The 25,277-nt window shown below is 59.1% G+C and carries 16 protein-coding genes; 14 read left to right on the top strand and 2 right to left on the bottom strand.

Going from position 1 to position 25,277, the window contains the following annotated elements; genetic code table 11:
* Window positions 1-248 precede the first annotated feature (248 nt).
* The 7 genes from HS101_15705 (at window position 249) to HS101_15675 (ending at window position 10,722) form a co-directional block, all read left to right on the top strand.
* Window positions 249-782: a glycosyltransferase family 4 protein gene (locus HS101_15705; GenBank protein MBE7507711.1), complete on the top strand. Its 534-nt coding sequence runs from the start codon at window positions 249-251 to the stop codon at window positions 780-782.
* A 16-nt stretch (window positions 783-798) separates the two neighbouring features.
* Window positions 799-2,745: an asparagine synthase (glutamine-hydrolyzing) gene (gene asnB, locus HS101_15700; protein ID MBE7507710.1), complete on the top strand. Its 1,947-nt coding sequence runs from the start codon at window positions 799-801 to the stop codon at window positions 2,743-2,745.
* Between the two features lie 30 nt (window positions 2,746-2,775).
* Entirely contained in the window at window positions 2,776-4,926 is a 2,151-nt protein-coding gene (locus tag HS101_15695; protein MBE7507709.1) for a zinc-binding dehydrogenase, read from the top strand.
* Window positions 4,927-5,234: 308 nt separating this feature from the next.
* Window positions 5,235-5,993 carry a hypothetical protein gene (locus HS101_15690; protein MBE7507708.1) on the top strand — a complete coding sequence of 253 codons (759 nt, stop codon included), beginning with the start codon at window positions 5,235-5,237 and terminating at the stop codon, window positions 5,991-5,993.
* A 699-nt stretch (window positions 5,994-6,692) separates the two neighbouring features.
* Window positions 6,693-8,354 carry an alginate lyase family protein gene (locus HS101_15685; protein ID MBE7507707.1) on the top strand — a complete coding sequence of 554 codons (1,662 nt, stop codon included), beginning with the start codon at window positions 6,693-6,695 and terminating at the stop codon, window positions 8,352-8,354.
* Window positions 8,351-9,565 (top strand): glycosyltransferase family 4 protein, encoded by a 1,215-nt coding sequence (locus HS101_15680; protein MBE7507706.1) that lies wholly within the window; start codon window positions 8,351-8,353, stop codon window positions 9,563-9,565. The genes HS101_15685 and HS101_15680 overlap by 4 nt, the downstream gene beginning before the upstream one ends.
* Before the next feature lie 50 nt (window positions 9,566-9,615).
* The gene (locus tag HS101_15675; GenBank protein ID MBE7507705.1) at window positions 9,616-10,722 is read left to right on the top strand and encodes a GNAT family N-acetyltransferase; all 1,107 of its coding nucleotides are present in this window, start codon (window positions 9,616-9,618) and stop codon (window positions 10,720-10,722) included.
* 27 nt (window positions 10,723-10,749) lie between these two features.
* Here the strand turns inward: HS101_15675 and HS101_15670 are convergent, their stop codons facing one another.
* Complete coding sequence (locus tag HS101_15670) at window positions 10,750-11,727, bottom strand: GDP-mannose 4,6-dehydratase (GenBank protein MBE7507704.1); 978 nt, start codon at window positions 11,725-11,727, stop codon at window positions 10,750-10,752.
* A gap of 155 nt (window positions 11,728-11,882) precedes the next feature.
* Window positions 11,883-12,968, bottom strand: a complete 1,086-nt coding sequence (locus HS101_15665) for a hypothetical protein (GenBank protein MBE7507703.1) — start codon at window positions 12,966-12,968, stop codon at window positions 11,883-11,885.
* A gap of 484 nt (window positions 12,969-13,452) precedes the next feature.
* Here HS101_15665 and HS101_15660 point away from each other — a divergent pair, with 484 nt between their 5' ends.
* The 7 genes from HS101_15660 (at window position 13,453) to HS101_15630 (ending at window position 25,273) form a co-directional block, all read left to right on the top strand.
* Window positions 13,453-14,508 carry a MoxR family ATPase gene (locus HS101_15660; protein ID MBE7507702.1) on the top strand — a complete coding sequence of 352 codons (1,056 nt, stop codon included), beginning with the start codon at window positions 13,453-13,455 and terminating at the stop codon, window positions 14,506-14,508.
* 21 nt (window positions 14,509-14,529) lie between these two features.
* Window positions 14,530-15,447, top strand: coding sequence for a DUF58 domain-containing protein (locus HS101_15655; GenBank protein MBE7507701.1), 918 nt, complete (start codon window positions 14,530-14,532; stop codon window positions 15,445-15,447).
* 99 nt (window positions 15,448-15,546) lie between these two features.
* On the top strand, window positions 15,547-17,679 hold the full coding sequence (locus HS101_15650) for a VWA domain-containing protein (GenBank protein MBE7507700.1): 2,133 nt from the start codon (window positions 15,547-15,549) through the stop codon (window positions 17,677-17,679).
* Window positions 17,676-20,036 carry a hypothetical protein gene (locus tag HS101_15645; GenBank protein MBE7507699.1) on the top strand — a complete coding sequence of 787 codons (2,361 nt, stop codon included), beginning with the start codon at window positions 17,676-17,678 and terminating at the stop codon, window positions 20,034-20,036. Before HS101_15650 ends, HS101_15645 begins: the two co-directional genes overlap by 4 nt.
* Window positions 20,033-23,548 (top strand): hypothetical protein, encoded by a 3,516-nt coding sequence (locus HS101_15640; protein ID MBE7507698.1) that lies wholly within the window; start codon window positions 20,033-20,035, stop codon window positions 23,546-23,548. The genes HS101_15645 and HS101_15640 overlap by 4 nt, the downstream gene beginning before the upstream one ends.
* On the top strand, window positions 23,545-24,198 hold the full coding sequence (locus HS101_15635; protein MBE7507697.1) for a hypothetical protein: 654 nt from the start codon (window positions 23,545-23,547) through the stop codon (window positions 24,196-24,198). Before HS101_15640 ends, HS101_15635 begins: the two co-directional genes overlap by 4 nt.
* Entirely contained in the window at window positions 24,185-25,273 is a 1,089-nt protein-coding gene (locus HS101_15630) for a terpene cyclase/mutase family protein (GenBank protein MBE7507696.1), read from the top strand. The genes HS101_15635 and HS101_15630 overlap by 14 nt, the downstream gene beginning before the upstream one ends.
* The last annotated feature ends 4 nt before the right edge of the window (window positions 25,274-25,277 follow it).

The raw sequence follows: 25,277 nt of genomic DNA, 5'->3' as shown, positions 1-25,277 counted from the left end.
GATTGTGGCGACGTCCATTCATGATCCGTATGTTCGGTGGCCAGGACTTCTTGAGTGTTGGCGGCATTCGCGGTTACATCGTTCGATTTATCGTGCGATCAACTGATCTCTATCTTGCGCAGACGAAAGCGCTTGTTGCCTCGGCGAATTCAGACCGGCTTCGACGCGTCGAATGGTATCCAACGAATCGCCCGATGGCGCCAGGAGGATTGGCCCCCTTAGCCCCCGCCAAGGTTTGTCGTCGCTTTGTGTTCCTAAGCCATGTCAAGCCTTCCAAGGGCATTGGTGAGTTGGTTCAGGCGGCCGAGCAGCTTGAGGGAGACGTTGAGGTGGATGTCTACGGGCCTTTGCTCGACGGAACAACCGAGGCGTACTTTGATGGGCTGAAGCGGGTTCGGTACTGCGGGAAAATCAAACCCGGAGCGGCGGACGAACTGCTTTCAAAATACGACGCCCTTCTGCTCCCGACGTATTGGGTCGGCGAGGGGTATCCGGGCATTATCCTTGAGGCCTTTGGCGCGGGGCTACCGGTCATCACAACGAAGTGGAAGGCGATTCCAGAAATCGTTGACCATACCTGTGGAATTCTCGTAGAGCCTAAAAGCGCCGATGAGCTTCAGAGGGCGATGCAGAAATTGATCGACGACGCAGACTTTTATCGAAAACTGTGCAGCGGTGTTCGTGCCCGGCGCGAGTTCTACAGCACTTCGCGTTGGGTTGATGAATTCGCCCGGTTTTGCAAGGAATTGGCGGGCAGCGGAAGACAGGTAACGAACCAATGAATCGAAAGCAAGCGTAATGTGCGGCATCTGCGGATACGTAGGCGATCATCGACCTGAGCTGCTTGAGCCCATGGCATTGGCCATGGTTCATCGCGGACCGGACGACATGGGGACGTGGCACAGCACGGAGGGTCAGGTCGGTCTGGGGCATCGACGGCTGTCGATTCTCGATCTGAGCCCTGCAGGTCATCAGCCGATGTCCACGCCGGACGGCCGCTACTGGATCACCTACAACGGGGAGATCTACAACTTTCAGGAGCATCGTGAGCGATTCGAAAAGCAGGGGATGCAGTTGCGCGGACACAGCGATACCGAGGTCATTCTCGCCTTGTTCGCGGAAAAGGGGCCGGCGTGCCTTGACGATCTGAACGGCATCTTCGCACTGGGGATATGGGATACGCACAAGCGGGAGTTATTCCTTGCGCGGGATCATGCCGGCATTAAGCCGCTTTACTATATGCAGGATGGTCGGCGACTCTTTTTTGCATCGGAGATTAAGGCGCTGCTCAAGATTCCGGAAATTCCGAGGCGGCTTAATCACGAAGCGTTGGATGCCTACCTGACATTCCTCTGGGTTCCCGGCGAGGAGACAATGCTCGAGGGGATCATGAAGGTAGAACCGGGCCATTGGCTGACATGGAGAGACGGTCGCATCGAGACCAGGCAGTGGTTTCATCTGGCCTATGAGCCGGATTACTCGCTCAGCGAAGACGCCTGGGTGGACGCGACTCATGACACGTTTCTCCGGGCGACAAGACGACAGATGGTCTCCGACGTGCCCCTCGGTGCATTCTTGTCCGGCGGACTCGACTCTTCGAGCATCGTCGCCTGCATGAGGGAGGCCTTTCCTCAACGCGAGATCAACTGCTACACCGTGAAGCTCCGGCCCGGCGACATGCGGCTGGACCAGTTTGAGGACGATTATCCGCACGCCCAACGGGTGGCCGATCATCTTGGTGTTCGTCTGAAGGCCGTCGAACTCGGTTCAGAGGTCATCTCGCTTCTTCCCAAGTTGATTTATCACCTTGACGAGCCGGATGCCGATGCCGCGATCTTCCCGTCATACCTGATCTCCAAGCTTGCCCGTGAGGATGGCACGACGGTACTCCTGTCCGGGACCGGTGGGGACGAGATCTTTTTCGGATACCGAAGCCATCAGGCCCTTCGGCGATTGCAGGCCATATCGGCCATGCCGCGATGGCTGACGGCGCCACTGCTTGCAGCGGCGGCATCCGTGACCCGGGGTGCTTTAGGGGCGCACAAGGCCCTGCCGAGGCGGCTGGCGAAGTTCAGCAACCTGTTGTCGCGGAACGGCATTCATCGACACATGGCGCTCTCTGATTGGTCGAGTGACGACGTGCGGGCCCGGCTCTATTCGAGGGAGCTGAGCTCAGCCCTGGCGGGCTGCGAGAATCCCCCGGCGAGCATGCGCCGTTACTACAACGAGTTTCAAGGGCGCGGTGAATTGAATCGCCGGTCCCATGTGCTGATTCAGACATTTCTCGCATCGCACAATTTCCTCTATACCGACAAGACCAGCATGGCCGCGTCAGTTGAGGCTCGCGTTCCGTTCCTGGATGTCGAGTTGATGCGTCTGGCGGCGCGAATGCCAGAGGATGTGAAGCTCAAAGGTCAGACAACGAAATATGTACTCAAAAGGGCGATGGAGCGATACTTGCCGCGAGAGGTCATCTACCGCAGCAAGACCGGCTTCGGCGCTCCGCTGCGGAAGTGGATCAACGAAGACCTTGACGCGGAAATCAACGATCTGCTTGGGGAGCAGCGAGTCGGCCATCGAGGGCTGTTCGACGCGGGGGCGATCACTCAAGTTCTACGCGACAACCGGGCCGGGAAGGCGGACCATACCTATCTCCTTTATGCCCTGCTAACGCTGGAAGTATGGATGCAGACCTTCATTGACCAGGCAGGCAGCGAGGTCTCGTTGAACGTGCATGCCCGATGATGCTTTGCTCCCAAGGCCGATAGATAATAAGTGAAACAAGTCCTACAGAATCTCAAGACTGGCGTTGTGGAAGTGACGGAGGTGCCCTGCCCGCTGGTCCGGCCTGGGTCGGTGCTGATCCGCAGCCGAGCTAGTCTGATCTCGGCCGGTACCGAGCGAATGCTTGTCGAATTCGGGAAAAGCTCCCTGCTCGCCAAGGCGCGGGCCCAACCTGATAAGGTTCGACAGGTGCTCGACAAGATCAAGACGGATGGATTGCTTCCCACGCTGGAGGCCGTTTTCTCTCGCCTGGATGAGCCGCTTCCACTGGGCTATTGCAATGCCGGAATTGTCGTGGAGGTCGGCGAGGGGGTCGGTGACCTCAAAGTCGGCGATCGCGTGATTTCAAACGGACCGCACGCGGAATACGTGTGCGTACCCCGGAATCTATGCGCGAAGATTCCCGAAGGCGTCAGCGATGAACAGGCTTCGTTTACCGTACTCAGTTCGATCGCACTTCAGGGCATTCGGCTTATAGATCCGACGATCGGCGAGACGTTTGTCGTGACAGGGCTGGGGCTCATCGGGCTTGTCGCGGTCCAGATTCTCAGGGCCAACGGATGCCGCGTGCTGGGCATCGACCTCGACCCATCCCGGCTGGAATTGGCCAGATCGTTCGGTGCGGAGACGGTCGACATTCGTTCGGGCGCGGACCCCATTGCGGCGGCGCAAGCATTCAGTAAGGGAGTCGGGGTTGACGGCGTTCTGATCACCGCGTCGTCCAAGAGCAATGAGATCGTGAAGCAGGCCGCGACGATGTGTCGAAAGCGCGGCCGCATCGTGCTGGTCGGCGTGGTGGGGCTTGAATTGAGCCGATCTGATTTCTACAAAAAGGAGCTGTCATTTCAGGTTTCCTGTTCCTATGGGCCCGGTCGCTATGACGCGGAGTATGAGGACCGCGGCCGGGATTATCCGTTGCCGTTTGTGCGATGGACCGAGGGACGTAACTTTACAGCGATTCTTGATCTGCTCGCCTCAGGCAGAGTTGACGTTCAGGCGTTAATCAGCAAGCAGATTCCACAGGCGCAGGCGGATCTGGCGTATCAGTCGCTGACAGGTGACAAGGATGCCCTCGGCATCATTCTCACTTATCCCGCAGAGGCCGCCGGCGTCGCCCGGACCGTGACCTTGCCGAAGCCGGTTGAAAGCACTCGGGCAGGCAGGGTGGTCATGGGTTTCATTGGAGCGGGGAATTTCACGAAGGTGACGTTGCTTCCCGCGCTGAAGGGCTGCGATGTTCGGCTACGAACGATTGCCAGTGCCGGGGGTGTGAGCGGCGTCCATGCTGGGCGAAAATTCGGATTCGAGCTGGCCACGACGGACTATCGCGAATTGTTGTCAGATCCGGAGATTAACCTGGTCGTCATTACGACACGGCATGACCTGCATGCAAAGATGACACTCGAGGCGCTCGCGGCGGGCAAGCATGTTGCGGTGGAGAAGCCGCTTTGCGTGACGTCGGAAGAGTTGAACGAAATCCGCTCGGCATACGCGACGACGGCGGGCCTGCAATTGCTCGTAGGGTTCAATCGCAGATTCTCTCCGCACGCGATCAAAATGCGACAGTTACTGGCTGCCCGATCGCAGCCGATGTGCATGAGCATGATGGTCAACGCCGGCATCATCGGGTCCGAGAGCTGGGTGAACGATCCCTCAGTCGGCGGTGGTCGCATGATCGGTGAGGGCTGTCACTGGATCGATCTGATGGTGTATCTCACTGGCTCGCGGGTCGTGCAGGTCAGCGCCACGCGCATCGGAGATTCGCCCGGCGTCACGGTGCGCGATGACAAGATGAGCGTGACAATGTCATTCGCTGACGGGTCGATCGGGACGCTGCACTATTTCGGCAATGGCCACAAATCCTACGAGAAGGAGACGATGGAAGTCTTCTGCGACGGAAAGGTACTGCGGCTGGAGAACTTCCGAATGTTGCGCGGCTATGGCTGGCCCGGTTTCGCAAGCATGAAGCTGCGGCGGCAGGACAAGGGGCACGCGGAGGAGTTTCGGCAACTGATCGGCGCCGTCGCGAGCGGTGGTCCGGCGGTAATGCCGTTTGAACAAATTGACAACGTCATGCGGGCGACTCTTGCGGCGGTGGAATCGGCGCATTCGGGGGCGAATGTGCAAATAGGGTTGGAATGACAGGCGATGTGAATGCTTCCGGGCTCACGGTGCTCGCGAAATCCCGAGGTAGGGCCCTTCATCTCGGTCGCGACAATGCCGTGTACGTATGCATTCGCCAGGCGATCTTTCGCTCCACGGATGACGGGCACAACTGGCAGTATGTTACTCGGATACCGCCGCGAGGTCTGCGAGGCCTTCTGGGCACGACCCGACTCGGGGCGCGCCTCGCGCGACATGAAATCAGAGCATGCGGCCGTCTGGGCGACGGAGGGCTGGTCGCATGCAATCGCGAAGGAGTTTTTTTCTCGAGGCCGAATGACCCATTGATGAGCCCTTCGCGCGTTCCGGTTGACAATCAGCCTCTATCGCCCCCGATGTGCATCCATGTGGGGCCGGACGATCGAGTCATCTGGGGTGAATACGATCCTCGTGACGCCCACGGAAAGCCGGTCAGAGTTTATGTCTCCGAGAATGGCGGCCGGACCTTTGAAGTTGCTTACGTCTTTGATGCCGGGACTGTCCGCCATGTCCATAATTTTCTGTTTGATCGGCGACTGGAGAAATACTGGATACTTGTCGGTGACGTTAACCATGAGCCCGGAATCGGACTTCTGGCCAAGGACTTCTCGGGCATCGAGTGGATTGGCAGGGGCGAGCAGAAATATCGCGCCGTGGAGATCTTTGATCTGGGCGATCGACTCGTTTATGGAACCGACAGTGAATTAGAGGCGAATCGCATCGTCTCCCTGGATAAGTCAACTGGAAAGGTCACGGATATCAGACCGATAGAGGGCAGTTGCATATATGCCTGTCGGTTTGGGAAGTACTACGCGATTTCGACGACGGTTGAGCCATCGCGCGTTAATTTCTCTCGTGAGGCGGCACTTTATCTATCCGTTGATTGCGATCGCTGGGAGCGAGTCTTCGCGGCTGAAAAAGACCGCTGGCATCCGGTTTTGTTTCAATTCGGTTCGATGGTGCTGCCGCGCGGGGCATGCCAATCCGACACAATCATCTTCAGCGGACAGGCCCTGCGCGGAATTGACAACCGGGTTATCACCGCCGAATGGAGCGGAAACACCTGAGATTGCACGGTAATTCGCGGTTGTAAATTGATTCAGGTTTCCAAGCGAGGCTTGGTTCATTTGCTAAGTTAGATCAGCAGGTTGGAACCCAGGCTCTGTTCATCGCGCTCTTGCGATCTATTCTGGTTTTGGGCAGCTACTCGATTCCTCGAAGTGCTCCGCCTGATTTTTTTCCGCCGCCCGGTTAGGCCCTTCCCGATCGCCCTATCGGCAATGTGACGATTGTGTCTTATGCAAGCGAATCTCCCGTTTGGAGCAAATTCGGCGCGACGTCTCGAATTTGGAAGATGCGACACGATGTGAAAATATGAAGAGAGACGCATTTTGAAATCGTCACTTCGAACATTTTCTCGCCTGGTGACACACCTGGGGGCGGGCTGGGTACTGTACCGCGGGGGTATGGCCCTTCGAAAGCGCAGCGGCGCTCTGCGGCGACGGTTCGAGACGCCCGCGTGGGATGCCATTTCGCTCCGAGAGTTGTGTCACGATGGCGTCCCTTCGGAATCTGCCGAGTACTCACGATTTCGAGCATTGAGTCCGGCGCGATTCTTCCTCCCCATCGGAGAGCCGGTTTCCTCCGATGCGCTTCGTCGGGTCGTTGGCGAAGCCGGCGTCTACCGAACAATTTCCGTGGCCGATGATTATTCGGCAGGTAAATTTCTTTACTATAGCAAGCACGTCCACGATCTCGGATGGCCCGTGAATTGGCTGAGGAACCCATCTACGGGCGGTCAACACGAGAATAAGACGCACTGGTGCGATTACCCGACGTTTTCTCCTGAGTTGGGAGACATCAAGGACGTCTGGGAGCCATCGAGATTCGCGTGCGCATACTGGCTGGTGCGTGCCTACGCGATGACAGGTGATGATAAGTATGCCGTCGCGTTTTGGGAGTTATTCGAGTCCTGGTGTCGACAGAATCCGCCCAATCGCGGGCCGAATTGGAAATGCGGCCAGGAGACGGCCATCCGTGTCTTTGGGTGGTGTTTCGCCCTTTACGGTTTCTGGCGCAGTCCGGCGACGACGCCCAGTCGTGTGGCCGCGATCGTCAAGGCCATCGCTTTTTCGGCCGAGCGCATCGAGGGGCACATCGAATACGCCATCTCTCAAAAGAACAACCACGGAATCAGCGAGGCGGTAGGGCTGCTTACCGTGGGTCTGTTATTTCCGGAGCTGAGGCATTCAGCAAGATGGCTTCGCCGGGGCCGAGAGCTCTTGGATCAGGAGGTCTTGCGCCAAGTTTACGTTGACGGTAGCTTCGTGCAGCATTCGATGAATTACCATCGGGTGATGCTGCACGATTGCCTTTGGGCCGCGCAGCTCTGCGATCTTGCGGACGAGCCGCTATCCGACGAAGTCCTGCTGCGAATTAGTCGGGCGGGCGAGTTTCTGTTTCAGATGTTGGATGTGGAAAGCGGGCATGTGCCGAATTACGGCTCGAACGACGGGGCGCTCGTCTTGCCTCTTTCATCTTGCGATTATCAGGATTTTCGCGCGACGGTGCAGGCAGCACAGTATTTCTCAACTCAACGGCGAGTCCTGGCTGACGGCCCCTGGAATGAGGCGTTGTTCTGGCTCTTCGGGTCCAAGGCGGTTGCGGGGGCTTCGTTGCAGGATCGACCGACTTCCCAGCGATTCGACGCCGGCGGCTATTACACGATTCGCGGTTCCGAAAGCTGGTGCATGGTTCGATGCCACAGCTATCACGACCGTCCGGCACATGTGGACCCATTACATGTGGACCTCTGGCATGGAGGGGTGAACATCCTCTCCGATAGCGGCACCTACAAGTATTACTGTCCGGAGTCGCCGAGTCTCGACAAGGGCTTCAAAGATATCCAGGCTCATAACTGCGTGGAAATCGGCGGCAAAGGGCCACTTGATTTGGTCTCAAGGTTTCTATGGATGCCGTGGCCATCGGGAAGATGCCTGGAATCTGGCCACGATCGATTCATTGGCGAGCATGACTCCTATGATCGCGACCCGTGGTGGGTCGTTCATCGCCGCTCCGTTCAACTGTCGGTCGGCGGCAACTGGACCATTCGCGATGATCTGGAGGGCGATGGAACGCAGCGGGTGATTCTGCGCTGGCATCTTGCCGACCTTAACTGGACTCTGAATGCCGACGATAAGAGTGTTTCGGCAATGGTTGGAGATCAGTCGGTCCGAATCGAGATCGAAGCCCCTTCCAACTGCTCGCTGAGGTTACGGCGCGGAGAGGATGAACCCGATCAAGCGGTGGGGTGGCAATCGCTCTACTATGGAGAGCGGACATCGCGCCCAACGCTGGAAATTGAGTTGAACGAGAACCTCCCTGTCGCACTGGTCACATATGTGCTCTTCCGGTTGGAGCGACCATGAAGCTCATCTACATTCATCAGCATTTCGTTACCAACGAAGGCACGACCGGGACGCGCACGTACGACGTAAGCCGCTATCTGGTTCAGATGGGGCATGAAGTCACGATCGTCTGCGGGCTCCATGATCAGAGTAATCTGAAACGAATGGCCTTTTGGCGGTTGTTCCGAACGGAGCACATTGACGGGATCAAGGTCAGGATTTGCAACGCATATTACAGCAATAAGCAGGGGGTCCCGGCCCGACTCTGGGCATTTGGTAAGTTTGCCCTTGTGGCGCTGCTGGTCACGGTACTCGAGCGCGGGGCCGATTTGATATTCGCCACCAGCACGCCGCTCACGGTCGGTATTCCCGGCAGAATTGGGGCGGCCTTCAAGCGCATTCCTTATGTGTTCGAGGTGCGAGATCTATGGCCGGAAGATCTGCTCGATGCCGGACGGTTAGGGCCTGGTCTTCAATACAAGGTGTGGGAGTGGATCGAGCAGTTCAGTTACGCGAAAGCGAAGAAGATCCTCCTGGTCTCAAAGGGCTTTCACGATCGGCTGCTTGAACGAGGAATGGCGCCCGACCGATTGCAGACAATCGTTCTCGGCGCCGACGGGAGTCTATTTCGAGATGTGGTACCCAATCGCGAGTTTTTTGAGCAACGTGGACTCCAAGACAAGAAGATTGCCATTTACACCGGCGCCCATGGCGACGCCAACGGTCTGCCGCAGATTCTCGACGCTGCCGCATTGCTGATAGATCGCCCGGACATCGCATTTGTCCTGATGGGGGAAGGAAAAATGAAGGAGGCTCTTAAGGCCGACGTTGCGGCACGAGGGCTGTCCAATGTGCACCTGTTGGACCCGGTGCCCAAGCGGGAGCTGCCGGGAATATTGGCCGCCTGCGACATGGGGCTCATGATTCTCAAGCAGATTTCTCGCCCACGCTGGGTCACGCCGAACAAGATATTCGATTATATGTTCACAGGAATTCCCAGCATCGTGAACTTCGCGGGGACGACAGCGGAGATGGTCGAGGCGGACGGGGCGGGTTTTGCCAGTAAGCCCGGCGACGCGGAAGATCTGGCGGCGAAGATTCGCCGGCTCGCGGATAATCCTGATGAGCGGGCTGCGATTGGTAAGCATGCGCGAGAAGTTGCGTATGCAAAATACGATCGACGGATGATCGCGGAGCAACTCGCCGAAGTGTTCGAGTCCTGCCTCCGCTGAGTGTCGAGACGTCTGGAAGTCATCCGACGCAAGGGCAACCCGTGGACCCCGTGCAGCAAAAAGATGACAGGAGTGCCCGATCGACGCGGCCGTATTGGGTCAACAGGCTTGCACGCCCTGATGAGCAGGGGCCGATTCTTGAATTAGTGCGCGCTGTTCATGGCGATTCCCATCTTGAGCTCGATGACGCATACTTTTGCTGGCGCTATCTGAATGACACTCCGTTTCGAGCAAGCGTCATGCTCGCGGAGCACGACGGCCGGCCCATCGGCATTCAGCCCATCGCCATTTTCGATTGGCAGTGGGGCTCGGCCGCGCTCAAGGGGGCGATGTACACGGGTGTGCTGACTCACCCGGATCATCGGCGCCGGGGCGTGTTTCGTTCATTGATTGACAGCAGTAACGAACATGCGGCCCAAGTCGGCGCGCAGTTCATTATGACGCTGCCCAACGATGCGTCGTTGCCGGGCTTTCAGAGGTTTGGCGACTGGCAGTATCCAGGTCTCATCAGCCTGATGCTGAAGGTTGTCAATCCGCGAGCCGTGATGAGGGATGCCGGTTTTCAGCCATTGGGAACGATTCTTCAGTGGGTGCCGGCGGTTGCGTTTCGTCGAAGGCGCGTAGGGGGCAGTGACGGCGGCCTGTCGTTCGAGCGAGTGGCTGACTTTCCCAAGGAGCTTGACATCGCGGCCGATCAGTTCGCCGATCACATCGGAAGTTTGCTGATCCGGCGTACGTCCGACTACCTGAACTGGCGATATGCGGCGCGCCCGGAATCGGCATATCAGCTATTCGTGGCGCGGCGGGGGAGCGATATCGCGGGCGCGGTCGTGACATCGCATGGTGTTCGAGCGCGAATCAAGGTCGGGATGATCGTGGATCTGGTGAGCCAGGCCGACGAGGCGGTCATTCGGAGCCTCATCCGCTTTGCAGAGAATGACCTCAGGCAGCGCGGCTTCGGAATCGTCACATGCCAGGCAACGAGTCCGGCTTTGCTCCGTGCGCTTCGTTTTGAGGGATTTCGAAATGGGCCGCCTTCAGTGATTCGAAAGCGATTTCACTTTGTCTACCGGCGAACGGGCGTTACCGGCCTTCCGCACGACCCATCAAGCCTGTCTAACTGGCATCTCACGTTCGGCGATTCGGATAATGCCTAAGAAATTACGCACTCCGAGGATGCCGACTTAGCCCTTTTTTCCCATTAGTGATTTCTTCTCGGCGATGACTTGCCGGAGGATCTCATTAAGGCCCGTTTTCGGCTGATAGCCGATCACGCCCTTAATGCGGTCCAGGCAGGGGATTCGGCGCATCATGTCGTCAAACGGCCTTCCATAGGCTTGTTCGTAGGAGATGTACTCCTTTGGACTCTTGCTGCCGACAAGCTCGATCACACGATCAGCAAGCTGATTGATCGTCACTTCTTCGGTCGAGCCGATGTTGTAGACTCGGCCCGGCGCTTCCGTTGAATGCATTAAATCGATGACTGCGTCGACGACGTCGCCGACGTAGCCGAAGCAGCGCGCCTGCGTACCTGTGCCGTAGATCTGGATCGGTTCGTTGCGCAGCGCACGCTCCACGAATCGTGGGATGACCATGCCGTACTGGCCGGTCTGCCGGGGCCCGACGGTGTTGAAGAATCGGACGACTACGACCGGAAGGCCAAATTGCTGGTGATAGGCGAGTCCCAGGAATTCGTCGATGGCCTTCGAGCAGGCGTAGGACCAACGAGAAAACCGAGTGGCCCCCAGCACGGTGTCGTCATCCTCGCGGAACGGCACTCTTTCACTTTTGCCATACACCTCGCTCGTGGAGGCGATCAGGACGGGCTTGCGAAACTTGTTGGCGATACTGAGGACGACTTCGCTCCCGTGGATGTTTGTCTCGATCGTGTGAACCGGCTGCTCGACAATCAATTGCACGCCCACGGCCGCGGCAAGGTGAAAGACCATATCGCACTGCTCAACGAGCATGTGCATCACCTGGCTGTTACGGACGTCATCCTGGACGAAGCGAAATCGGGGAGTCTTCATAACCGACTCAAGGTTTCGAAGGCTTCCAGTCGAGAGGTCGTCCAGCGCCGTGACCTCGTCACCCCGGGATAGGAGTCGATCCGCCAGGTGTGAACCGATGAAACCTGCGCCGCCGGTGATAAGTGCTTTCATGTATTCCTCGTCATTCCTGAACGAATACTAAATCCGGTCGGCGGGGCCTTTCCCGAGCCTCGCCAGGCCGATTCGATCAGGATGACCGGTATGGTAGCCGTCTGGGGGAATGTGCGAAACCTCGCGCAGACGCACGGTTGCGAGCGGCGGAAGACCTATCTGGGGGCGGCCGGAGGAATGAGGTGTTCATTGATCATTCTCTTGAGTTGTTCGCGCGCAATCTCACTGGTTCGCCCGGCACGTGGGTCAGCAGCGATTGACTCCAGGAGTCTTCGGGTTTCCTCCGGTCTGTGGAACGGCGTGTTCCTCGTCTTTGGCGCGACATAGAAATAGGCCAACATGAGGCGGGGCCAGTAAGGATTCTCGGGATCGTCGATGACCTGTAGCAGTTGATGCTCTGCGTCGGGTAAATCGTTCAGCATGTACTTGCAAGTGCTGAGGTAGACACGAGTGCCGACCTTTGAAGACCTTGTGGCGATGCGGAGCGCTGCCTGGAGTGGTTTGAGGGCGGCCTGATATTCCTTGGCCTGAGTCAGTTTCTGTCCACGTGATTGAAGTTGCCCGGCGTAAACCTCCGTTACCACAAGGGCCAAAAGCGGCGCAAGTGGAACCAGGACCCACGCATGGGCCGGACGAAGTTTCCACTTCATGACCAGGAGGGCGTGAATGACGGCAATCGAATAGGCGGGAGCCCACAGGTACGGCATGCGCGACATTGCAGCGACCGTCGCAATCGTTGCCAGGGCGGCTCCGAGGTACTTCGTGGGCCGCTTGATCCTCGATTCTCGCAAGCTGCGAATGAGCATGACGAGTGAAAGGGCGAGACCGAACAGCCATACCTCTGAAATGAACACTTCTCGAAAAGTCGGAAAGCCCAGGTCTCCACTCCAACCGTAGAGATTGGCCAGTGAGATGCGGATGAAACGAAGATCGAGCACAACATGGCTGAGTATTGATATCCCTGCGACCAGATAGAGAATTGGATTTTTGACACGCCCAAAGGCGAGCAGGGCAAAGGCGCAAAGTGTCACTGTAGTGATCAGCCAGGGCTGATTCGTCACGGAATGAGTTGAGAACCTGCTCGGGGCCAGGAGCAACAGCATCCACTCGGAAAGATCGATCAAGTGGGCGAACAGGACCATCAGGCCGATCCACATAAGGCCCAGAAAGCGGCCCGGTGGACGAGACTTGGGGCCCGCCGCAAGGGTCAGACCGACGAGTGTATGACCGATCGTCGCCATCCGCTGATTCTCATTTTCAGTACTGCAAAGTGCGATTCCCTATGCGCGGCAGTCCCGCGTGTGCTGTCCGTTCGTGGTGATATTGTCGGATCTCTGACCGCGTCATTCGAACCTCACATGATACCGGTAGCCCAATCCGGGGTCAGGCTTCGGGAGTGCAAGGCTGCTGCCTGATCACGCCGAACTGCCCCCCGATGAAGTCCTTACCTTGGAAAGCGGCCCCCAATCTCCTCCAAGAGGTCTTAATCGCGCCATCTGGCTGACCCATGTCGGGCGTCAAATCTTCGGCATGGCGGGCTGACTTTCAGGAACCTAGCCGGAATCTAAATGCTTAGCGAGAGGCCATTTATCAGGTCGATATAGTCGTATGCCGGTCTCGGTTTCTTGATGCTCGTTGGGCATTCATGCGGCTGGCGTGCGTAGAATCAGCAGGAGCGCCTCGTCGCCCAGGGGAGATGGTCCATTGTCAACCGAGGATGCCGGAATGCCCGCCCAGCTCGGGCACGACGAGATCGCGGCCGTCGAAATGCTGGCCCAAAGCAGGAAGCGAATTACGGAAGAACTCGCGAAGTCCATCGTGGGTCAGGAGGAGGTTCTTGAGCAGTTGCTCATTTGCCTTTTCTCGAGGGGCCACTGCATTCTTGAGGGCGTGCCCGGTCTCGCTAAGACTCGGGCCATCCGCGCCGTGGCCCAGACGCTGAGTCTCTCGTTCAATCGAATTCAGTTCACGCCGGACCTGATGCCCAGCGACATCACGGGCACCGAGATCATCGAGGAAAACAAGGCGACCGGCGTTCGGCAACTTCGTTTTGTCAACGGTCCGATCTTCGCCAACGTCATCCTTGCGGATGAGATTAATCGTACGCCTCCCAAGACGCAGGCGGCGCTGCTTGAGGCGATGCAGGAATACCAGGTGACGGCCGCAGGCTTTGCGCATCGCCTGCCTCAGCCATTCTTCGTGCTTGCGACGCAGAACCCTATCGAGCAGGAGGGCACCTATTCATTGCCCGAGGCTCAGCTCGACCGTTTCATGTTCAAAATCCTTGTGGGCTATCCGAGCGAAGAGGAGGAGCTTCGGATCATCAGCCTCACGACCTCAGGCGGCGAGACTCCGCTGCAGCGGATTTTCAACAGTGACGACATTCTGTCTATTCAGGATATTGTCCGTCGCGTGCCCTGCGGGGACCATGTCATGCGTTACGCGATGCGCCTTGCACGCAGCTCGCGTCCACAGGAGCCCGGCACACCGCAGTTCATTCGGGACTATGTAAGCTGGGGCGCCGGTCCGCGTGCGTCGCAGTACCTGGTCATTGCGGCCAAGGCCCGCGCCATCCTCCACGGACGATTTCACGTCACGGTTGAAGACATCACGTCCGTGGCATATCCGGTGCTGCGACATCGGCTTGTCACCAACTTCAACGCCGAGGCCGACGCGGTCGCGACGGACGACCTCGTGGCTCGACTGATCAGTGAAACACCGAAGGATTCAACCCCGGCGCTGGACGCGGTGGGAGCTGATCGTGTCTTGAATCGATCGTGATGATGGGGGAGGACTCGCCGCGTGGTACAGTCGACCGAGAGCTTTCGAAGGTATCTCGATCCGCAGGTATTGGCCCGAATCGGTGGGCTTGATCTGCGTGCGAGATTGCTTGTCCGCGGATTTCTGAGCGGGATGCATCGTTCTCCTTCCCACGGCTTTTCGGTTGAGTTCGCCGAACATCGAAAATATGCCCAGGGGGACGATCTGCGATTCCTCGACTGGAAGGTCTACGGCCGGACCGACAAACATTACATTAAAGAGTACGAGATGGAGTCGAATCTTCAGCTCCTACTGGCCGTCGACTGCTCGGAATCCATGGGCTACCGTTCGGCGGACTCTGCCTGGTCGAAGTTCGATTACGCGACAACGCTCGCGGCTTCCATCTCGTACCTTGCCTTGCGACAAGCGGACTCGGTGTCTCTGGCGACGTTTGATTCCAAGACTCACCGGACCAGTCGCGGGTCAAACAATCCGGCCAAGTGGAAGTCCATCGTTCACGAGCTGGCGGCGGCTACGACCGTCGGTCGAACTTCGTTTCGCCATGCGCTGGATGAATTGGCTGAGAGCACGCATGAGCGGCATCTCATTGTGATCATCAGCGACTTCCTGGGACCGATGGAGGAGATTGCGGCCGGCCTCAAGCACATGCGTTACCGCCGACACGAGCCGCTTGTCATGCAGGTGCTCGATCGCGCAGAGATGACTTTCCCTTTCAAGACACCGACACGTCTGGTCGGCCTCGAGGAGAAGGACATCATGCGAGTCGAGCCTCGAGTCATGCGCGAAGCGTACCTGACCGCTTTGCGCTCATTCATGACGGAGCTGCGCCGGCGATGTCACGACCAGCAGGCGGACTATGCCGCGTTCGATACGAGTAATCCCGTCGGTGGTGCACTGGGAACATACCTCGCGGCGAGGGCCTCACGGGTTCGGCGATAGTGCGCTGTGCCAAGGCGCGTTGACGGTGAATGGCGGTAAGCGCGCAAGCGATTGCCGCGTAGAATGGGAGCGAGTGTGTCGTTTGTTCACACAGGATTGATGATTACGGCCGCGGGACTGGCTGGAGTCCCGCTCCTGATCCACCTTCTCAGTCGCCGCGCCTATCGCACCGAGCCCTGGGCTGCCATGCAGTTTCTGGCCGCGGCTCAGACCGTCACTCGCCGTCGGCTGCGAATCGAGCAATGGCTGCTATTGGCCCTTCGGATCCTCACAGTTCTCCTGGTGGGTCTGGCGCTGAGCCGGCCCTTTCTCGCCTCGTCATCCGTCATCGGGGCGCTCGGTCATGCCGCCGAGTCCAAAGTCATTGTGCTGGACGACAGTCTTTCCATGCGGGCCCGACGAGACGACGGGGCCTCTTCGTTTGAGGCTGGATTGGGAGTGGCGCGACAAATCGTCGATTCGTCGGATGCGCGGGATGCGATCGGCTTGGTCCTGGCGTCCGCTCCCGCGAGAAGCGTGATTCAGCGCTGCACGCGCGATCATCAGGCGGTGCGGTCGGCCCTGGATGCGCTGCAATGCTCCCTCAGGATGAACGACTTAGGCGGCGCGTTGGAGAGCGCCGCTGCAAATCTCGATACGGGAGACGATGCGTCAGGATCGCGAAATTGTTACGTGATTACCGACATGACCGCCGGCGCGTTCGCGCACGGGGGTCTGGCGGAGGCCGCATCATCGGCTTCGATCGCGAAGGTCAGCGAGTCCGTCGATCGGCTGATCATCCTGGATGTCGGGCCGAAAGCTCGGCGAAATCTCTCGATTAAGAGGCTTAATCGGATCAGCCAGGTCATTGGCTCAAAGCGTCCTGCCACCTATTCCCTGGAGCTCGCCAACGAGTCTGATGAGGTCGTCAATTCCCTGACGGTTTCGATCGGGCTGGATGGCGTCACAACGAGAAAACTTCAGCTCGAGCAGATCGGACCCTGGCAGACTGTGGTGGAGGAGTTTGAGCTGACGCTGAGTGTACCCGGACCGCACAGGATCGTCGCAAGAATAGAGAATGCCGACGATGGCCTGCCCGAGGATGATGTTCGCTTTCTCGCGGTGGATGTCGTCAATGAGATGCGCGTTCTGTGCGTGCAGGATGTCCCGACTTCCAATGCAGAGGCGGAGCCGTTGTTCTATGTCCGGGCGGCCTTGGGTGGTTCCGATTCGGTCGACGATCGAGATCGGGTTTGGATTCGTACATGCTCTTCGCACGGCCTCGCGTCGGAGGTGCTGTCGAATTACGAGGTTGTGATTCTCGGTGACCTGCCACGCATCAGCGTCGAGACGGGCCGGAGATTTCAGCAATTCGTGGTGGCCGGCGGTGGATTAATCGTTGTCCTGGCCGAGAGGGCGGCGCCGGAGGGTTACTCGGTTCATCGCGATGGCGATGCCTCATGGCTGCCCGTGCAGCCGGGCGCCGTCGTGAGAGCGGCCAATCCCGCCCAGGCTCTGGGATATCAACTGGCCGATCCTCACAATTTCGCGCTGCGAGATTTTGGCGACAACCCGGTGGGGGGTCTTCAGCGCGCTAACGTCACTGCGTACCGGGAGGCGCAAATAGCGGGCAAACCCGGTTTGCAGACGCTGATTGCTTTTTCCGATGGTGCGCCGGCGCTGGTACAGCAGCGTGTCGGCCGAGGTGTGGTACTATGCTGGCTCACCAGCATCGATATGTCATGGACAAACCTCCCCGGGAAACCGGATTTTGTGCCGCTGATGCTCAATCTCGCCCACCTCGCGGCGTCGGGTGCATCCCGAGAAGTGAACACGATGATTGGGAGAAACGTCATCTGGACTTTTCCCATGGAGTCGGCGGGCGAGCAGTTTCCGGTTGTCACGCCGGGCAGCCACACGCATCAATCCGGATTGCTTGCCGACGAGGGCTTCGCAATCTTGACCGTTGAGAAAGTGGACGAGTCCGGCTTCTACAGCGCTGGTGCGGGTGTACTGCGTCGATTGGCGGCCGTGAACAGCGATACGGGTGACAGCGACTTGTCACGGGCCTCGATCGAGCAGGTTCGGCGAGCTCTCGGCGCCAACGTCGAAATCGTGACGGAAGCCGGTATTACGTCGGCGATCCGCCGGGCCGCGCCGCCAAAAGAATTCGCCCAAATCATGATGATCTGTCTGCTTGCAGTGGTCGTCGTTGAGACCATTGTCGGAACGGTACTTGGCGGCGTGCGATGAACGAAGTAATTCACTGGTTGCTGGGTCTCGATCAAATCAGGTTCGACGACTCCGCGCCGATTTCGTTTCGCTTCGGAACGCCTCCTGCGCCGTGGATCATGCTTTTCGGTGCGCTGATTACCTCGGTTGTTGTAGCGATGTCTTATCGTCGCTATGAGCTGCCCGTTCATCTACGATGGCTCCTGGGACTACTGCGATTTGGCATCATCATGAGTGTCCTTTTCGTCTGCGGGCAGCCGCTTCTCGTATTGAGCCGGGTACGCACCGAGCCCAGCTTTGTGGGCATCCTCATCGATGATTCCGCAAGCATGTCGAACTCGGACCGGCTTAGATCGCAGGTCGGCCACGTCGATGGCGTTAACCGGTGGACCGCAGCGGTGGAAGCGCTCGCGTCAGAGGGTGGGCTTATGCAAAGGCTCGTCCAACGACATCAACTGGGCCTCTGGGGCTTTGGACGATCCGCTACCTCACTTGGTCTCGGGATTGAAGAACCGGAAATGTCAAAAGTCGCCGAAATGCTGGACGGTATCTCGCCCGAGCAGGATCAAACGAATATACCGCGAGCCGTCCGGCAGGTGCTTCACGAATCTCAGGGACGCCGCGGCGCAGGCCTCATTCTCATCAGCGACGGTTCGCAGACTGAGCAGGACGACCTCGAACCGATCATTTCGCTGGCCCGTTCTAATTCCCTTCCGATCCACGTCCTTGCCGCCGGCTCGCCCGAACCTCGACGCGATCTGGCGATCACTTCACTTTGGGCCCCGGAAGAAGTTTTCCTGCGAGATACCGTCTCCGTTCATTACGAAGGCTCGGCGAAGGCAGTCACGCAGCCCGTGGAATTAATGATTGAACTTCGCGATGAGGGAGATGGTGAACTTCTCGTTTCGCAGACGCAGCATCTTCCCGTGGGCGAGGCCGAGTTTGCGGGTGAACTGCAGTTCGCGCCGGGCGTAAAGGGTCGTAGAGGCCTGGTCGTTCGAGTGGTTCCGCTGCCGGATGAGGAGATCATCGAAAACAACGAGGCACGAACCGGCATCAATGCCCACGACGAGAAGATCGGTGTTCTTTATGTCGAAAAACAGCCGCGGTTCGAGTACCGGTATCTCAAGAATCTGATCCTTCGCGAACAGAATATCGAGAGCAGTTGCCTTCTCCTCGATGCATCGCCGGGCTTCCCGCCGGAGGGGACCCGGCCGATTCGGCGTTTTCCGGACAGCATCGAGAAGCTTGGGCAATACGACGTGATTATCCTCGGGGACGTTGATCTGCGGGCGAATTGGATTGCGCCGGCACAATTAACGATGCTGGCGGACTATGTCTCCGTGCAGGGAGCGGGCATAGCGTTCCTCGCAGGGGAGCATTTTATGCCCGCCGCGTTGGAGCGCACGCCCTTGGAGAAGATCCTGCCGGTCGTGATTGAACGGGGGCGATCGTCAACCAGTTCAAGCACGTTGACCGCGGACTATCTGCCGGAACTGACGACGGACGGTCGAGCGAATCCGATCTTTCGCCTGGAGCGTGAGGCCGAAGCGAACGAACAGACGTTCCGAGGCATGCCGGGCTTCTACTGGTTTGCCAAGGTCGCCCGCGCGCAGTTCGGCGCCACGGTTCTCGCTGTTCACCCGACTGCATCAACGCAGGCAGGTCCCTTGCCATTGGCCGTCTTGGGTCGATACGGGGCGGGGAGGACCTTCTTCCTTGGCACGGACGAACTATGGCGATGGCGACAGTACTCCGGAGATACCTACTACGAGAGTATCTGGCTGCAGATCATTCACACGCTTGCCCGTGGTCGAAAGCTCGGTACCGCGACGCCCTGGCAGCTCCAAACGGATCGTCGACGTTACGAGTTGGGTCAGGAAGTGAGGATTTCTCTGGCGTGCACTGAGTCCGGCCCGTCGGCCCAGGGAGCGGATCTGGAAGTGTGGGTTAAGGACGCCCATGGAGCGCCGGAGGCTCGCGTGCAGCTTCGGCCCGTCGAAGGATCCGATCGAGTATGGGAAGGCCGATTCGTGCCAACCTCGGAGGGCAGCCTGTTCCTCACGATGAGTGTTCCGGGTCACACTTTTCAACCGAGCGTGCTGAGTCGCTCCATTGTCGTCGAGCGACTGAACCCCGAGATGTCCCGTCGAGAGGCTAATCACGAGTATCTGCAACGCATCGCCGCCGGGACCGGCGGAGTATTTCGTCGACTCAGCGACGGCTACCTGGACCTGGCCGATATCATTCCCGACCGAAGTGTTCAGATTGCGGACGACATTGAGGAGCCGATCTGGGATTCTCGATTAATGTTCGCGCTCCTGATGATCATGTTGACCTCCGAATGGGCCATACGCCGATGGAAGGGGGTCGCATGAGACGGGAGCCGGACATTGCTGATGCTCCAAAATCGGCGGCACAGACCCTTCGGGCGATCAAGGGTCTGCGTCTGCGTCTGCGAGTTTTTCTCTCCGTAGATGCGATGGGCCGTCTGCTGACTGCGACCATTGCGATCGGTTTGCTCATCGCAATTCTGGACTGGCTCGTGCGGTTTCCCGATTTCGTCCGGCTGTGCATCCTGTTGCTGGGCGCCGGGATCGCGGCCGTATGGGCATGCCGGAAGATTGCCCGGCCATTGCTCCAGCCGATTCCGCTCGATCAACTCGCTCTCGGGCTGAAAGGATTGCCCGCTGGAATGCGCGATGAGTTGGCCAGCGCCGTCTCGTATCTTCGCGGGGCAGGGGACGGCTCAGCGGAACTGTGGCGGCGCGTCTTCGAACAAGTCGGCGGGGCGGCGGAGCTGCTTCAGCGAAGCCGGCTTCTGAGTCATCGTGGACTCATTCGGACTTCCGCTGCGCTGGCGGCGAGTATCCTTCCAGTTGCGGCTTTCGTCTGGATTGACCCCGGCGCGGCCGCTATCGGCGTCGCGCGGGTGTTTCACCCCTTGGGAGGCGACGAGTGGCCGCGAAGCCGGCAAATCGAGCCCTTGACCGCGGATGCCGTCGTCGCGGTTGGCGAATCGTTCACAGCCCAGATGCGCCTTACCCGGGGAGACAAACCGAATGTGCGAGCCTATCTCCACTGGGCACTTGGCAATGAAAAAAAGCAGCGCACGCTCATGCGGCGCGATCCGGACGGCATCTATCGACTGGCCTTGGATAACCTGCGCCTGCCGGTTCGATACTACTTCGTCGCCGGCGACGACGATACCTCTGAGCACGCAAGCCTGATTCGCGTCGTCCAGCGACCCGAGATTGAGTCGATCACCATGGACGCCTCGCCGCCCGATTATGCCCGCCATCTGCCTGCTCTTCGCGACTCACTGGACGACCGCGTGGCAGAGGTTCTTGAGGGCAGTCTGGTTGCAATCACGGTTCGTCCCAGCAAGCAACCGGCGACCGATGCTGAGTCAACGATTCGTACTCTTAATGACGCGGGCGAATCGAGCGAATGGCCGTTGGTTCAATCCGCCGACGGGCGACTCCGAGTTGAATTTGAGGCGCGGGAACCGCTGCGATTCGACGTTTCACTCATTGACCGCAACGGGCTGCGATCCCGCGGTGGTGAGATGTATCAATTGATCGTCAGGCCGGACGAGTCCCCGTTGGTCTCGATTGTGCAACCGGAAAGCGTCATCGAGGTCACCGCCGACGCCGTCATCGCGATGCGCATCAAGGCGTCCGACGATGTTGGCCTGCAGTCGCTAACCTTGTTTGCTTCCAGGAACAATGCCCCGCCCACCCTCGTTGCCGAGCTCATTGGCGATGCGTCCGGACAGATCGCTCAGCCGCGTGAGCTGACAGCGGAGCATGACCTGTCGCTTAGAGCGCTGAGCGCGACCATCGACGACACCATCGAGTATTACGCCGAGGCTCGCGATGCATATCTCCACGACGGACGGATGCACGATCCTGTCCGATCCCCGGTTGGACGCATTCGTGTCGTATCGTCGGCCCGGATCGGCGAGAAGCTTCGGCTCGATCTACTGAGCGTTCGCGAACAGCTTCGCAGACTCATGACCAGCACTCAGGGCTCCATGAAGCGTACCGCGGCGCTGGAGGTTGGGCCCGCGGCCGATGTACCGCTCTCGGACTCTCAAAAGGCCGATGCGCGACAGTTGGCATCCGACCTGGACCGACTCGGCGCAGCCTCCCAGGCATCTGCGGAAACGCTGGCTCTTATCTATCAGGAAGCACTGCGCAACAGCGAAAGCCAGTCGAGTACGGCTCAGCAGGCCCGTCGCCTGGCCGGCAGATTGATGAGAGAGTCTCTTCCTTCCGCGCGACAGGCGCAGGAGGCCGCTTTTAAGGCGGCGGAGTCTTCAGGGACCTCAGCGCAACTCGCGGGGCTTCGTGCTGCTTCCGCCGCCCAGCAGGACTTCGTCGAATCGCTCCGTTCCGTTCTCTCGGAGATGGAGCGATGGAATCAGTACGACGACCTCGTCCGGCAGTTGCGTGACGTACTCGATCGCCAGGAGTCGCTCGAACGGGAATTCGCGTCAAGCGCCGCTCCATCCGCTGAATCGGGTGAGTCGGCAGAGACTGATGAGGAGCAGCGGCGTGTCGGGGCCGCGCTTTCTCAATCGCTATTGCGATCCGACGCGGCTGATCTTCTTGTCGCGATGGACGCCTTTGCTCAGAAAAAGGAGACCGCTGATCGCCTCGCCGCAGAATCGGTGCGGGCTGCCTTGGTCGTGGCAAGTCAGGAGGGTGTGCTCGAACGAATGGACGAGGCCGTCGGCGCGGGACAGGCCGGCCAATTCGCCAGAGCTGTTGAGCACCAGCGAAATGCCGCGGCTGGGCTTCGAGCCATGCTTTCCGCGCTCGATTCAAAGCCGGACCGCGAGCTCGCGGAACTTTCGCGAGACTTGAAGAATATCCTCGCCCGGCTCGATCGAATCATCGCAAGTCAACAAGCCCTGATCGATCGGACCCGAGCCGCGGCCGAGGAGGCCGATCCGACCGAGGAGTATGAGGCGCTCGCGGATCGGCAGTACAGCCTGCAGACTACAGCCGGCAGCTTGCAGAATCTGCTCAAGGCCGAGCAGCCGGATGCCCGATCGGTGGGCGAGCACGTCCGGCGAGGTAAAAGGGAAATGGGCGCGGCCTCACTTCGCCTGGAATCGCTGTCCGGCGAGGAGGCGGGCGTGCATCAACTGGCCGCCAAGGATGCGCTTGAGGCGGCGAAGGATGAACTGCTGCGCATTGAGAATCGCGTGGATGAGGAGATTGGCCAGCGATCCCTGGATGCGATGATCGAAGCGTTGCGTGAAGTTCGCGCCAAAGAGCAGGCGATCCGCGCCGAGACCTCCGACATCGCCGCGCGCGCGAACACCGACGGCGATCTGGCCCGGCCCGACATGTTCAGGCTCGCCCGACTTGGAAAGCTCCAGCTTGAGCTTGCTGAGCCGATTCGGCCTCTGGTTGAGAAGCTCGGGGAGAACGTAGTCTATTCGCATGTCCTGACAGGAGTCGTCGGGCGTGTCGAAAAAGCGGCATCGCTCTTGTCGGGTCACCAGGTACATGCATCCTTGCTCGAGGAAGACCGGATCATCCGCGATCTGGGTTGGCTGATCGATTCCGTTGATGAAAATGAACGGGCGAACGATCCTACGTTTGTCCAGGATTCTGTCGACGCCGGCGGCGGCGCGGCAGGCCAACCGACCGCAAGCAAGCCGGTGCCGAAGCTCGCGGAGTTGAAAGTCCTGCGCGCCATGCAGGCTGATGTAAAGGAGCGTACAGCCACTTTGGCAAAGGAACTACCGGAAGCTGACCGGCGAGCGGAGCCGCAAGTTCGGCAGATCGAATTGCTCGGGGCGGCGCAATCGGAGATTCGGGGGCTCGCCGCGCAAATGATCGCCGATGCCGAGAAGGAGGCCGAGAGCAAATGACAGCCGCTACCCTCATGCTTGTTTTTCTGATTGCACCGCTTCGGGCTGATCAGCAGTCCACTACAGCCCCGCAGCCTGGTCCGACGCTACCGACGACTCGTCCGTCGGACGTCGTGGACCCGGAACTGGTGCGACGGCTTTTGGGTGGGCAGTCCACCTCGGTTGACACGGTAGACCAGACCCTCGCAAAGCTCGATCGGGCGACCGATTTACTCACTCGACAACACGATGCCGGAGCAAGAACTCAGGAGGCTCAGCAAGAGGTGATCGCTGGTCTTGACAAGCTGATAGAAGAGGCGCGAAAGAGTCGCGCAGCGTCGCGCGGTGGGAATAAGTCGAAGCGCCGGCGCGAAGAGCGGTCCGGACAGCGTCAATCCTCGTCGCGCCGCGCCTCAGGCTCAGCAGCGCCGCACCCGACAGGGGAGGGTGAGGGCGGCAAGCCAGCACAGGGTCCGGATGCCGACAAAAAAAAGCAGGGCCGCTCGGTTCAGGGAGAGTTGACGCGGGGATGGGGCTTCCTTCCGCAGCGTGATCGCGAAGAGATCGCCCAGGGCTTCGACGAGCAATTCATGGAGAAATACCGGGAAGAGATAAAGCAGTATTATCGCACGCTCGCCGAGCAGGCGCGGATGGCGCATGAAAATGACTGACGAGTTTCAATCAGATAAGTCGTCCCGCACCGTGCGGATGGGCGTAGGCGCGTTGACGCTCCTGATACTTATCTCTGCGCCGGTGGCCGCTCAGTCAGCGGATTCGCCTGCGCCGACGCGGCAGATGACGCGCATTTCCGACGACGGCGCTTCCTCGTCGCAGATGCAGGAGTCCATCCATCGCGGGTTGGAATGGCTTGCCCGTCGACAGGAGAAGGATGGCTCTTTCGGGTCGGATTCGCAGTACGGTCGTCACGTTGGCATCACGGCGCTGGCGTGCCTGGCCTTCATGAGTGAGGGCAGCGTCCCCGGCCGCGGTCGATACGCCGGGAACATCGATGCGGGACTCAAATTCATTCTCGACTCCGCTTCTGAGCAGTCCGGCCTCGTTGCTGCCGAGACTTCCTATGGGCCGATGTACGGTCACGGCTTCGCCACGCTTTTCCTCGGAGAGGTCTACGGTATGTCCAACCGCCCCGACCTGCGCGAGAAGCTTCAAAAGGCGGTCTCTCTCATCGTGCGAACGCAGAATGATCAAGGCGGCTGGCGATACCACCCGGTCAAGGCCGATGCCGATCTTTCCGTCACCATCTGCCAGATCATGGCCCTGCGCTCGGCGCGCAATGCCGGCATCGCCGTGCCAAAGAGCACGATCGACCGCGCCATCAAATATGTTCAGGACAGCCAGAACCCCGACGGCGGCTTTCGTTACATGCTAGATTCGGCAGGCTCGATGTTCGCCCGATCGGCAGCGGGGGTTGCGGCGCTTTTTTACGCCGGCATCTACGATGACGAATCCATCCGCACCGGATTGGCTTATCTGGAGAAGTTCACGCCCGGAAAAGCGCAGGAGCAAACGCACTACTTCTACGGTCACTACTACGCTGCCCAGGCGATGTATCTCGCCGGCGGCAAGACCTGGAAAAGGTGGTGGCCAGCCATTCGCGATGAGCTCATTGAGAAGCAAACCGATGAAGGCTACTGGCACGGACAGACCGGCAGCGAATACGGAACCGCCATGGCGCTCATCATCCTTCAAATACCCAAGCAGACGCTGCCGATCTTCCAGAAGTGAGGCC

It is taken from the genome of Planctomycetia bacterium (assembly GCA_015075745.1).
Classification (GTDB): domain Bacteria; phylum Planctomycetota; class Phycisphaerae; order UBA1845; family UTPLA1; genus UTPLA1.
The sequence above is the reverse complement of the archived record's forward strand: the minus strand, read 5'-3'. Positions and strand labels throughout refer to the sequence as shown.

Coding starts and splice junctions, on each gene's coding strand:
- HS101_15650 (MBE7507700.1), top strand. CDS start 15,547: ATGATTACGGCCGCGGGACTGGCTGGAGTCCCGCTCCTGATCCACCTT.
- HS101_15670 (MBE7507704.1), bottom strand. CDS start 11,727: ATGAAAGCACTTATCACCGGCGGCGCAGGTTTCATCGGTTCACACCTG.
- HS101_15660 (MBE7507702.1), top strand. CDS start 13,453: ATGCCCGCCCAGCTCGGGCACGACGAGATCGCGGCCGTCGAAATGCTG.
- asnB (MBE7507710.1), top strand. CDS start 799: ATGTGCGGCATCTGCGGATACGTAGGCGATCATCGACCTGAGCTGCTT.
- HS101_15640 (MBE7507698.1), top strand. CDS start 20,033: ATGAGACGGGAGCCGGACATTGCTGATGCTCCAAAATCGGCGGCACAG.
- HS101_15690 (MBE7507708.1), top strand. CDS start 5,235: ATGAGCCCTTCGCGCGTTCCGGTTGACAATCAGCCTCTATCGCCCCCG.
- HS101_15645 (MBE7507699.1), top strand. CDS start 17,676: ATGAACGAAGTAATTCACTGGTTGCTGGGTCTCGATCAAATCAGGTTC.
- HS101_15635 (MBE7507697.1), top strand. CDS start 23,545: ATGACAGCCGCTACCCTCATGCTTGTTTTTCTGATTGCACCGCTTCGG.
- HS101_15630 (MBE7507696.1), top strand. CDS start 24,185: ATGAAAATGACTGACGAGTTTCAATCAGATAAGTCGTCCCGCACCGTG.
- HS101_15680 (MBE7507706.1), top strand. CDS start 8,351: ATGAAGCTCATCTACATTCATCAGCATTTCGTTACCAACGAAGGCACG.
- HS101_15665 (MBE7507703.1), bottom strand. CDS start 12,968: ATGGCGACGATCGGTCATACACTCGTCGGTCTGACCCTTGCGGCGGGC.